An 11,670-nucleotide genomic window follows, 5' to 3' on the forward strand; every position below is an offset into this window, starting at 1 on the left:
TGTTTTCGCGTGGATTTCCGACCCGGTTCGATCGATCATCGCTCATTTGTTACGTAAAGATTTCATCTGAGGCGAAGATCTGGCACTCAGTGCCTTGCGACCTGACACGCGGTGTCATACGTTGAAGGTGTCCGGGCGGCCGGCGTGCAGAGACCTTTCGTACGCCGGCTGTCCCCGCAGCTCATGACCTGCGCGCCCGGACGCCTGCGTCACAGGCAACCTCCCGCGCCACAAAGCGCTGCCGCACAGCACCGAACCAACCCTCAGCGCCCCTCCCTCAGGGCGCTCACCGCCGGAGGCAACACCGTGACCACTCAGGACATCCTGGACGCGATCCAGTCGCCGGACGCGACGCCGGCCGACTTCGCCGCCCTGCCGCTTCCCGAGTCGTACCGCGCGATCACCGTCCACAAGGACGAGACGGAGATGTTCGCCGGGCTCGAGACCCGCGACAAGGACCCGCGCAAGTCGATCCATCTCGACGAGGTGCCCCTGCCCGAGCTCGGCCCGGGCGAGGCCCTGGTGGCCGTCATGGCCTCCTCGGTCAACTACAACTCCGTGTGGACCTCGATCTTCGAGCCGCTGTCCACGTTCGGCTTCCTCGAGCGCTACGGCCGCCTCAGCGAGCTCACCAGGCGCCACGACCTGCCGTACCACATCATCGGCTCCGACCTCGCGGGCGTCGTCCTGCGCACCGGCCCCGGCGTGAACGCCTGGAAGCCGGGCGACGAGGTCGTCGCGCACTGCCTCAGCGTCGAGCTGGAGTCGTCCGACGGCCACAACGACACCATGCTCGACCCGGAGCAGCGCATCTGGGGCTTCGAGACCAACTTCGGCGGCCTCGCCGAGATCGCGCTCGTCAAGTCCAACCAGCTCATGCCGAAGCCGAACCACCTGAGCTGGGAGGAGGCCGCCGCCCCCGGTCTGGTCAACTCCACCGCCTACCGGCAGCTCGTCTCCCGCAACGGCGCCGGCATGAAGCAGGGCGACAACGTCCTGATCTGGGGCGCGAGCGGCGGACTCGGCTCCTACGCCACCCAGTTCGCGCTCGCGGGCGGCGCCAACCCCATCTGTGTGGTGAGCAGCCCCCAGAAGGCGGACATCTGCCGGTCGATGGGCGCCGAGGCGATCATCGACCGCAACGCCGAGGGCTACAGGTTCTGGAAGGACGAGCAGACCCAGGACCCGAAGGAGTGGAAGCGCTTCGGCAAGCGCATCCGTGAACTCACCGGCGGCGAGGACATCGACATCGTCTTCGAGCACCCCGGCCGCGAGACCTTCGGCGCGAGCGTCTTCGTCACCCGCAAGGGCGGCACCATCACCACGTGCGCCTCGACCTCGGGCTACATGCACGAGTACGACAACCGCTACCTGTGGATGTCCCTGAAGCGGATCATCGGTTCGCACTTCGCCAACTACCGCGAGGCCTGGGAGGCCAACCGGCTGATCGCGAAGGGCAAGATCCACCCGACGCTCTCCAAGGTCTACGACCTGGAGGAGACCGGCCAGGCGGCCTACGACGTGCACCGCAACCTCCACCAGGGCAAGGTCGGCGTCCTGTGCCTGGCCCCGGAGGAAGGCCTCGGCGTGCGCGACGAGGAGATGCGCGCCCAGCACCTCGACGCCATCAACCGCTTCCGCAACATCTGAGACACCCGAGGTCATAGATGACTGAGCGTCAGCCCGCCGCAGGCAGGCGGGAGAAGGACCGGCCGTGGCTCATGCGCACGTACGCCGGCCACTCCACCGCCGAGGCGTCCAACGAGCTGTACCGGCGCAACCTCGCCAAGGGCCAGACCGGCCTGTCGGTGGCGTTCGACCTGCCGACCCAGACCGGCTACGACTCCGACCACGTCCTCGCCCGCGGCGAGGTCGGCCGGGTCGGCGTGCCGGTGGCCCATCTCGGTGACATGCGCCGGCTGTTCCAGGACATCCCCCTGGAGCAGATGAACACCTCGATGACCATCAACGCCACCGCCATGTGGCTGCTGGCGCTCTACCAGGTCGTCGCGGAGGAGCAGGGCGCGGACATCACCCGGCTCCAGGGCACGACCCAGAACGACATCGTCAAGGAGTACCTGTCCCGGGGCACGCACGTGTTCCCGCCGGGGCCCTCGCTCCGGCTGACGACGGACATGATCGCGTACACGGTCTCCCACATCCCGAAGTGGAACCCGATCAACATCTGCAGCTATCACCTGCAGGAGGCGGGCGCCACGCCGGTGCAGGAGATCGCGTACGCGATGTCCACCGCGATCGCCGTCCTGGACGCCGTCCGCGACTCGGGCCAGGTGCCGGCCGAGAAGTTCGGTGACGTCGTCGCCCGGATCTCGTTCTTCGTGAACGCGGGCGTCCGGTTCATCGAGGAGATGTGCAAGATGCGCGCCTTCGGCCGCATCTGGGACCAGGTCACCCGTGAGCGGTACGGCATCGAGGACGCCAAGCAGCGCCGGTTCCGCTACGGCGTCCAGGTCAACTCGCTCGGGCTGACCGAGGCGCAGCCGGAGAACAACGTCCAGCGGATCGTGCTGGAGATGCTGGCCGTGACGCTGTCGAAGGACGCACGCGCGCGTGCCGTGCAGCTGCCCGCGTGGAACGAGGCCCTGGGGCTGCCCCGCCCCTGGGACCAGCAGTGGTCGCTGCGTATCCAGCAGGTCCTCGCGCACGAGAGCGATCTGCTGGAGTACGAGGACATCTTCGAGGGCTCGCACGTCATCGAGGCGAAGGTCGCGAAGCTGGTCGAGGAGTCCCTCGCGGAGATCGGGCGGATCCAGGAGATGGGCGGCGCGATGGCCGCCGTGGAGTCCGGCTACCTCAAGTCGCAGCTGGTCTCCTCGCACGCCGAGCGCAGGGCCCGGATCGAGTCCGGTCAAGAGAAGATCGTGGGCGTCAACATCTTCGAGACGACCGAGCCCAACCCCCTGACGGCCGATCTCGACACGGCCATCCAGACGGTGGATCCCGCGGTCGAGGCGCGGGTCGTCGCCTCGTTGCGGAACTGGCGCGACACCCGCTACCAGCCGCCCTTCAACCACCCGCGCCCGTGCAAGGCCCTGGAGCGGCTGAAGGAGGCCGCCAAGGGCACCGACAACCTGATGGAGGCCACCCTGGAGTGCGCCCGCGCCGGGGTCACGACCGGCGAGTGGGCCGGGGCCCTGCGCGAGGTGTTCGGTGAGTTCCGGGCGCCGACCGGGGTCTCCTCGGCGCCGGTGGCGGTCCCCGCCGAGGAGGGCTCGGCGATGTCGGAGGTCCGCCGCAAAGTGGAGGCGACCGCCGAGGACCTCGGTTCGGGCAAGCTGCGCTTCCTGGTCGGCAAGCCCGGTCTGGACGGGCACTCCAACGGCGCCGAGCAGATCGCCGTGCGCGCCCGCGACGCCGGCTTCGAGGTGGTCTACCAGGGCATCCGGCTCACCCCGGAGCAGATCGTGGACGCGGCCCTCGCCGAGGACGTGCACGCGGTGGGTCTGTCGATCCTGTCCGGTTCGCACGCGCAGCTCGTGCCGGACGTGCTGGAGCGGCTGCGTGTGGCCGGTGCCACAGATATACCGGTGATCGCCGGTGGCATCATCCCGAATGGTGACGCCGAGCAGCTGAGGGCCGCCGGAGTGGCAGCCGTCTTCACCCCGAAGGACTTCGACATCACCGGAATCATCGGCCGCATCGTCGACGAGATCCGCAAAGCGAACAAGCTCGACCCCCTGGAGGTCCCCGCATGACCGTCAACCGTCTGCGTCCGCGCCGCTCGTGTCTCGCGGTCCCGGGCAGCAACCCCCGCTTCCTGGAGAAGGCGCAGGGCCTGGCGGCGGACCAGGTCTTCCTCGACCTGGAGGACGCGTGCGCCCCGCTCGCCAAGCCCGAGGCGCGGCACACCGTCGTCAAGTTCCTCAACGAGGGCGACTGGACGGGCAAGACCAGGGTCGTGCGCGTCAACGACTGGACGACCGAGTGGACGTACCGTGACGTCGTGACGGTCGTCGAGGGCGCCGGTCCGAACCTCGACTGCATCATGCTGCCGAAGGTGCAGAACGCGCAGCAGATCGTCGCCCTGGACCTGCTGCTGACCCAGATCGAGAAGACCATGGGCTTCGAGGTCGGCCGGATCGGCATCGAGGCGCAGATCGAGAACGCGCAGGGCCTGAACAACGTCAACGAGATCGCGCAGGCCTCCCCGCGCATCGAGACGATCATCTTCGGCCCGGCCGACTTCATGGCGTCGATCAACATGAAGTCGCTCGTCGTGGGCGAGCAGCCGCCCGGCTACCCGGCGGACGCCTACCACTACATCCTGATGAAGATCCTGATGGCCGCCCGCGCCAACGACCTCCAGGCGATCGACGGCCCCTACCTGCAGATCCGCAACGTCGACGGCTACCGCGAGGTCGCGCGGCGCGCCGCCGCGCTCGGCTTCGACGGCAAGTGGGTGCTCCACCCGGGCCAGGTCGAGGCGTCCAACGAGATCTTCTCGCCGTCGCAGGAGGACTACGACCACGCCGAACTGATCCTGGACGCGTACGACTACTACACGTCCGAGGCGGGCGGAAAGAAGGGCTCGGCGATGCTCGGCGACGAGATGATCGACGAGGCCAGCCGCAAGATGGCGCTGGTCATCTCGGGCAAGGGCCGCGCGGCCGGCATGAAGCGCACCAGCACGTTCGAGATCCCGGAGGCGTGACGATGCAGTTCGGGCGCACCTACGAGGAGTTCGAGGTCGGGGCGACGTACAAGCACTGGCCGGGCAAGACGGTCACCGAGTACGACGACCATCTGTTCTGTCTCCTCACCATGAACCACCACCCGCTCCACATGGACGTCAACTACGCCGAGAACACGACGGACTTCGGCAAGAACGTGGTGGTCGGGAACTACATCTACTCCCTGCTGCTCGGCATGTCGGTGCCGGACGTCTCCGGCAAGGCGATCGCCAACCTGGAGATCGAGTCGCTCAGGCACGTGGCGCCGACCTTCCACGGCGACACGATCTACGGCGAGACGACCGTGCTGGACAAGTGGCCGTCGAAGTCGAAGAACGACCGCGGGATCGTCCACGTCGAGACCAGGGGCTACAGGCAGGACGGCACGCTCGTGTGCATCTTCCGCCGGAAGGTGATGGTGCCGACCGAGACGTACATCAAGGAGCGCGGCGGCGAGCAGCCCGGCCGCCCGGAGCTCAAGCAGCAGGAGAAGTAGCCATGGCGCGACTTGCCCAGACCGCCGGTCTGACGGACGTCCAGCAGGAGATCCTCTCCACCGTCCGCGACTTCGTGGACAAGGAGATCATCCCGGTCGCCACCGAGCTGGAGCACCGCGACGAGTACCCGCAAGCGATCGTCGACGGCCTGAAGGAACTCGGCCTGTTCGGCCTGATGATCCCCGAGGAGTACGGGGGCCTGGGCGAGTCGCTCCTCACCTACGCGCTGTGCGTCGAGGAGATCGCCCGGGGCTGGATGTCCGTCTCCGGGATCATCAACACGCACTTCATCGTGGCGTACATGCTCAAGCAGCACGGCACGCAGGAGCAGAAGGACCACTTCCTGCCGCGGATGGCGGCCGGCGACATCCGGGGCGCGTTCTCGATGTCGGAGCCGGGCCTCGGCTCGGACGTGTCGGCGATCACGTCGAAGGCGGTCAAGGACGGCGACGAGTACGTCCTGAACGGTCAGAAGATGTGGCTGACGAACGGCGGTACGTCGTCGCTGGTGGCCGTTCTGGTCCGAAGTGACGAAGGACACCCCGAGGGCACGGCGCCCCACAAGTCGATGACGACCTTCCTCGTGGAGAAGGAGCCCGGCTTCGGTGAGGTCCGCCCCGGCCTCACCATCCCCGGCAAGATCGACAAGATGGGCTACAAGGGGGTCGACACCACCGAGCTCATCATGGACGGCCTGCGGATTCCCGAGAACCGCGTGCTCGGAGGGGTCACCGGCCGAGGTTTTTACCAAATGATGGACGGCGTCGAGGTGGGACGCGTGAATGTGGCGGCGCGTGGCTGCGGTGTCGCTCAGCGTGCCTTCGAGCTGGGCGTCCGCTACGCACAGCAGCGTCACACGTTCGGCAAGGCGATCGCCCAGCACCAGGCCATCCAGTTCAAGCTCGCCGAGATGGCTACCAAGGTCGAGGCGGCGCATGCCATGATGGTGAACGCGGCACGCAAAAAGGACTCCGGAGAACGAAACGACCTCGAGGCCGGTATGGCGAAGTACCTCGCCTCCGAGTACTGCAAGGAGGTCGTGGAGGACGCCTTCCGGATCCACGGCGGCTACGGCTTCTCCAAGGAGTACGAGATCGAGCGCCTCTACCGGGAGGCCCCGATGCTGCTGATCGGTGAAGGTACCGCCGAAATCCAGAAAATGATCATCGGGCGCCGACTGCTCGAAGAGTATCGATTCCAGGGCTAGATGTCCGGGTTGGGGGTGTTTTCTTCGAGAAGAAGATCACACCCCGTCAACTTCCCCCCGCTGTCGACTCGGCTTCCTGGCTTACCCAGTTGCGCCCCACAACCGCTACGATCGCCGGAAAGCCGCCGTCCCCCGTCGAAGCGCGGCATCGTCCGCTACGAAGGTCATCCATGCCCCACAGCCAAACCTCTGCACACCGCGACCGCCTGGTAGGCGCACGCCTCGCGCGCGGAGCATCGCCGTGGCTTCTGCCGACCGTCGCCACCGCAGCCGTCAGCCTGGTCCGCGCCCGCCGCTCGGGCGTCGCCAAGGCCGTCGCCGTGCCCGCCACCGCTCTCGCGGCGGGCATGCTGTGGTTCTTCCGCGACCCCGAGCGCGAGATCGCCTCGGGCCGGGTCATCTCCCCCGCCGACGGAGTGGTGCAGAGCATCATGCCGTGGAAGGACGGACGCACCCGGGTCGCGATCTTCATGAGCCCGCTCAACGTCCACGTCAACCGCGCGCCGCTCTCCGGCACGGTCACGTCCGTCGAGCACATCCCCGGCGGGTTCGTTCCGGCGTTCAACAAGGAGAGCGAGAACAACGAGCGCGTCGTCTGGCACTTCGACACCGAGCTCGGTGACATCGAGATGATCCAGATCGCCGGTGCCGTCGCCCGCCGTATCGTCCCCTACCTCCCCGAGGGCACGAAGGTCGAGCAGGGGGACCGGATCGGCCTCATCCGCTTCGGCTCGCGCGTCGACATCTACCTGCCCGAGGGCGTGGACGTCGCGGTCGAGGTCGGCCAGAAGACCGTGGCGGGGGTGACTCGCATTGACCGTGATTGACCCTGAGACCCAGGCGGGCTGGGTGCCCGAGGCCGACGACGCGGACGACGAGGAGGAGATGCCCCTCTCGCTGCGTCTGTCGATAGCGGACACCCTCACCCTCGGCAACGCCACGTGCGGCTTCATGGCGGTGTACTTCACCACCACCGGCATCCTGATCCCGCACCTCACCGGGGACCAGGAGACCGGCATGGCCCGCCACAGCGCGGCCACCGCCGTCATCCTGATGCTCTGCGCGGCCGTCTTCGACCTGTTCGACGGCCTGGTCGCGCGCAAGCTGCGCAGCTCCCCCATGGGAGCGGAGCTGGACAACCTCTCCGACCTGATCAGCTTCGGCCTGGCCCCGGCGTACTTCGTCCTGGTCTACGGCATGGTCGCCGACGACGCCCACCAGCGGGTGGCGGCGGTCGGCGCGATCGTCGTCCTGCTGGCCGTGGTGCTGCGGCTGGCGAGATTCTCGTGCGTGACACCGCCGAACGGCATGTTCCAGGGCATGCCCTCGCCGTTCGGCGCGCTCACCGTCGTCTCGATCGTGCTGCTCGAGCTGCCCTTCGTCGCGACGCTGCTGGCCATCCTGGGCACCGCCTGGCTGATGGTGAGCCGGGTCGAGTACCCCAAGCCGCGGGGCCGCCTCGCCGGCGCGGTGCTCGCCTGGATCGTGCTGTCGATGGGGCTGCTGGCGGCCTGGGCGTTCGACGCGCCGAGCGGTCAGCTGCTGCTGCAGACCGGCTGCGCGCTGCAGCTCGTCATGGGGGCGGTGATTCCGCTGGTCGCCACGGCTCGGCGGGTGAACACGTTCCGTGACAACCGTCGTGAGGCCCGGGCCGCGCAGTTGCCCTAGCGGCATGCGAGCCATGTGAGGGGCCCCGGACCTGGTTGGTCCGGGGCCCCTTGTTCTGGTGCTTCGGGTGCTCCGCCGCGTGGCCTGTCGCGCCCGCGCGGCGGAGCCGCAGATCGATACAGCCCCGCGCCCCTGAGGGGCGCTGCCCGTGCCGTCAGGTCAGGAAGTCCCGGGCGATGTGCTCCGCCACGCGTTCCAGGATGGGGCCCGCGTCCGTGATGCAGAGGGAGACGTCCGGTTCGAGCTCCGTCAGGGGGTAGGCGCGGCGGATTCCGGCGCGGCCCAGGGCCTGCGGGGGGAGGGCGAGGCGACCGCAGACCGCGACGACCTCCTTGCCGGCCGCGCGGGCGGCCGCCGCGACGCCGGCGGGGGCCTTGCCGTGCAGGGTCTGGGCGTCCAGGGAGCCCTCGCCGGTGATCACCAGGTCCGCCCGTTCCAGGGACGGGGCGAAGCCCAGGACGTCGAGCATCACCTCGATGCCGGCCCGGAACCGGGCGCCCAGCAGCAGGGCGCCGTAGCCGATGCCGCCCGCCGCGCCGGCGCCCGGCGCGGTCGCGTGGGCGGCGGCCTTCGGGCCCAGCTCGGCCTCCAGCACCCGCGCGTAGTGCGCGAGCGCCGCGTCCAGTGCCTCCACGTCGTCCGGGGAGGCGCCCTTCTGCGGCCCGTACACCGCCGGGGCGCCCTTCGGGCCGGTCAGCGGGTTGTCGACGTCGCTGGCGAGGACCAGCTCCACGGAGGACAGCCGCGGGTCGAGGCCGGACAGGTCGGCGCGGACCAGGTTCGCGAGTCCGCCGCCGCCCGGCGCCACCGGCTCGCCGTCCTCGTCCAGGAACCGCGCCCCGAGCGCGGACAGCATGCCCGCGCCGCCGTCGGTGGTCGCGCTGCCGCCGACCCCGAACACGATCGTGCGCGCTCCCGCGTCCAGCGCGGCGCGCAGCAGCTCTCCGGAGCCGTACGTGGAGGCCGTCAGCGGGGCGAAGACACCGGCCGGGAGCCGCTGCAGACCGCTCGCCTCCGCCATCTCCACCACGGCGGTGTCGCCGCGCAGCGCGAACGCGGCGGTGACCTCGTCCCCGAGAGGGCCGGCGACCCGTACCTCCCGGCGTTCGAACCCGGCCGCGACCGCCGCGTCGACCGTGCCGTCGCCTCCGTCGGCGACCGGCAGGGCCTCCACCTCGACGTCGGGCACGACCCGGCGCAGCCCGGCCGACACCCGCTCCGCGACCTGTACGGCCGTCAGCGACCCCTTGAACTTGTCCGCGGCCACGAGCACCCGTCGTCGGGTGCCCTGCGTTGCAGCGTCCGCCACCGTTCCATCCCCTTGCTCTCCGGGCCCCGCGCACGTCAGGGGCCAGTCGCGCCGCTGTGACCTTAACCGGAGGACGCCCCCGCCGTCATGCGTTGCCCGCACCCTGGAACAGCCTGAGGACCGGCTGTGCGAACCGCGCGGAAGACGGGTGGGGACCGGCGAAAGCCGCGCGCGGGCCCCCGGAATCGGGTAGACCGGAGCCATGACCCCCATGGGGACTCCCGAGGGCACCGGGCCCGCCCTCGCCGACCGTGTGCACGGCGGCTGGCTCGGCCGTATCGCCGGCAACATGCTCGGCAAACCCGTCGAACAGGGCGAGGTGTGGACCCGCGACCGCATCGACGGCTATCTGCGCCGCGCGGACGCGCTCCCGCTCACCGACTACCTGCCCGAACCGCCCACCGAGGAGGACCGCCGACGGCTGCGGCCCGAGTGGCGGAGCTGTGTGCGCGGGCGGGTCCACGGCAGTTGCCGCGACGACGACATCGACTACGCGATCCTCGGCCTCGACCTGCTGGAGACCCACGGGTTCGACTTCACCACCGAGGCGGTCGGCGACCTGTGGCTGCTGCGGCTGCCGTATCTGCAGACGTTCACCGCCGAGCGCGCCGCGTACCGCAACCTCGCCAACGGCATCAGACCGCCGCTGACGGCGACGTACGACAATCCGTACCAGGAGTGGATCGGCGCCCTCATCCGCGCCGACGTCTTCGGCTGGACCTGCCCGGGTGCCCCGCACCGGGCGGCCTCCCTCGCCCGCCGGGACGCGGTGCTCTCGCACACCGGGAACGGGGTCTACGGCGCCATGTGGTCGGCGGCGCTGATCGCGGCGGCGTTCACCGCGCCGAGCGTGCGCGGCGCGGTCGAGGAGGCGCTGGGCGTCGTCCCCGCGAGCTGCCGCCTCGCCCGGACCGTGCGCCGGGTCACGGCCCTCCACGACGCGGGCCTGGCCTGGGAGGACACGCTGGCCACCCTGACCGACGAGACGGCCGGCCTCGGCTGGATCCACACCGTCCCGAACGCCGCCGTCCTCACCGCGGGCCTCCTCTACGGCGACGGCGACTTCACTCGCACCATCGCCCTCACCGTCCGCGGCGGCCTGGACACCGACTCCAACGGCGCCACGGCCGGCTCGGTGGCCGGCGTGCTGACCGGCGCACGGGCGATCCCGGCCCGCTGGACGGAGCCCCTGCAGGACACCGTGCACAGCGCGGTGTTCGGCTTCGACGGGGTCCACATCAGCGAACTGGCGGAGCGGACGGTGAGACTGGCGGAGACGTAGGGGAACGGAAGCCTCGGGGGCGTGCGGGAGTGCGGTGGGGCGTGCGAGGGCGCAGGGGCGCTCGGGCCGGGCGCGCGTCGTGCTCGGCGCGCGAAAGGGCCGGGAGACCTGGATACCCTGCTGGGATGACTGCTTCCAGCGCCTCCGACTTCGCCGCGTACGTCGCCACCCTGCCCCGCGTCCTGGCCGGCGCCGCCGCCCTCTTCCGGGACGCGCGGGGACGGGTCCTGCTCGTCGAGCCGAACTACCGCGACGGCTGGGCGCTGCCGGGCGGCACCATCGAGTCCGACCGGAACGAGACGCCTCGCGAGGGTGCGCGCCGCGAGACGCTGGAGGAGATCGGCCTCGACCGTCCGCTCGGCCGGCTGCTCGCGGTGGACTGGTCGGTCGGGCCGGGCCGGCCGCCGCTGGTGGCGTACCTCTACGACGGCGGGGTCCTCGACGAGGACGACCTCAAGGCGATCCGGCTCCAGGAGGAAGAGCTGCTGTCCTGGCGGCTCGTACCGCGCGAGGACCTCACCGCCCACCTCCTGGGCGCCCTCGGCCACCGCGTCCTCGCCGCACTGGACACCCTCACTGACGGCTCGGGCCCGGTCGAGCTGGAGAACGGCCGCCGGGTGGACTGACCGGCCCTCGGGGGCGCGGGAGGGCTGCGGGTCAGCCCTCGGTGGCGCGCGGCTCGGCGTCGACCTCGCGCAGCGCCTCGTCGCGCGCGGCGACCCGGGCCTCGGTGCGGTGGCCGCGCTCGATGTAGTCGCGGACGACGAGTTCGACGGCGTCCTGGGGGCTGCCGACCCCGGAGAGGACCATGACCTCGACGACGAGCTCGGCGGGGAGGGAGACGGTGACCTTGGCCATGCAGGGACGGTAACAGGCGGAGCCCGGGCCCGGGAGCGGTCGGCGGACAACAAGGAGACAACAACGGGCGTCGACAGGGCGCGCGGTGTGCGTCATGATCGCCCGGCGGCGCTCCTGTGCGTCATGGTCGAGACGCGGCCCGGTGGGGTGAGCGCGTC

11 protein-coding genes are annotated in these 11,670 nt (G+C 70.1%); 9 read left to right on the forward strand and 2 right to left on the reverse strand.

What is annotated here, in order from left to right; all coding sequences use genetic code 11:
* Window positions 1-306: 306 nt before the first annotated feature.
* The 7 genes from ccrA to pssA all read left to right on the forward strand — a co-directional run bounded on the left by ccrA (window position 307) and on the right by pssA (window position 8,063).
* Window positions 307-1,650 (forward strand): crotonyl-CoA carboxylase/reductase, encoded by a 1,344-nt coding sequence (gene ccrA / locus OG852_RS09820; protein ID WP_133913883.1) that lies wholly within the window; start codon window positions 307-309, stop codon window positions 1,648-1,650.
* Window positions 1,651-1,667: 17 nt separating this feature from the next.
* Window positions 1,668-3,716, forward strand: coding sequence for a protein meaA (locus tag OG852_RS09825; protein WP_133913884.1), 2,049 nt, complete (start codon window positions 1,668-1,670; stop codon window positions 3,714-3,716).
* The gene (locus tag OG852_RS09830; RefSeq protein WP_133913885.1) at window positions 3,713-4,672 is read left to right on the forward strand and encodes an HpcH/HpaI aldolase/citrate lyase family protein; all 960 of its coding nucleotides are present in this window, start codon (window positions 3,713-3,715) and stop codon (window positions 4,670-4,672) included. The genes OG852_RS09825 and OG852_RS09830 overlap by 4 nt, the downstream gene beginning before the upstream one ends.
* 2 nt (window positions 4,673-4,674) lie before the next feature.
* Window positions 4,675-5,187 (forward strand): MaoC family dehydratase, encoded by a 513-nt coding sequence (locus OG852_RS09835; RefSeq protein WP_330351422.1) that lies wholly within the window; start codon window positions 4,675-4,677, stop codon window positions 5,185-5,187.
* A 2-nt stretch (window positions 5,188-5,189) separates the two neighbouring features.
* A complete protein-coding gene (locus OG852_RS09840) occupies window positions 5,190-6,395 on the forward strand; it encodes an acyl-CoA dehydrogenase family protein (protein ID WP_133913886.1) in 1,206 nt (401 codons plus the stop codon).
* A gap of 170 nt (window positions 6,396-6,565) precedes the next feature.
* Window positions 6,566-7,222 (forward strand): phosphatidylserine decarboxylase, encoded by a 657-nt coding sequence (locus OG852_RS09845; protein WP_133913887.1) that lies wholly within the window; start codon window positions 6,566-6,568, stop codon window positions 7,220-7,222.
* On the forward strand, window positions 7,209-8,063 hold the full coding sequence (gene pssA / locus OG852_RS09850) for a CDP-diacylglycerol--serine O-phosphatidyltransferase (RefSeq protein WP_330347621.1): 855 nt from the start codon (window positions 7,209-7,211) through the stop codon (window positions 8,061-8,063). The genes OG852_RS09845 and pssA overlap by 14 nt, the downstream gene beginning before the upstream one ends.
* 154 nt (window positions 8,064-8,217) lie before the next feature.
* Here pssA and OG852_RS09855 read toward each other — a convergent pair whose 3' ends face one another.
* A complete protein-coding gene (locus OG852_RS09855) occupies window positions 8,218-9,336 on the reverse strand; it encodes a glycerate kinase (protein WP_330351423.1) in 1,119 nt (372 codons plus the stop codon).
* Between the two features lie 238 nt (window positions 9,337-9,574).
* On the opposite strand from OG852_RS09855, the gene OG852_RS09860 reads away from it, so the two are divergent.
* Together OG852_RS09860 and OG852_RS09865 are read left to right on the forward strand one after the other, a co-directional pair.
* Window positions 9,575-10,654, forward strand: a complete 1,080-nt coding sequence (locus tag OG852_RS09860; RefSeq protein WP_443064516.1) for an ADP-ribosylglycohydrolase family protein — start codon at window positions 9,575-9,577, stop codon at window positions 10,652-10,654.
* 125 nt (window positions 10,655-10,779) lie between these two features.
* Complete coding sequence (locus OG852_RS09865) at window positions 10,780-11,280, forward strand: NUDIX domain-containing protein (RefSeq protein WP_133913888.1); 501 nt, start codon at window positions 10,780-10,782, stop codon at window positions 11,278-11,280.
* 31 nt (window positions 11,281-11,311) lie between these two features.
* On the opposite strand, the gene OG852_RS09870 is transcribed toward OG852_RS09865, so the two are convergent.
* Window positions 11,312-11,512, reverse strand: coding sequence for a DUF2191 domain-containing protein (locus OG852_RS09870; RefSeq protein WP_133913889.1), 201 nt, complete (start codon window positions 11,510-11,512; stop codon window positions 11,312-11,314).
* Window positions 11,513-11,670 lie beyond the last annotated feature (158 nt).

The organism is Streptomyces sp. NBC_00582 (assembly GCF_036345155.1).
Lineage (GTDB): Bacteria > Actinomycetota > Actinomycetes > Streptomycetales > Streptomycetaceae > Streptomyces.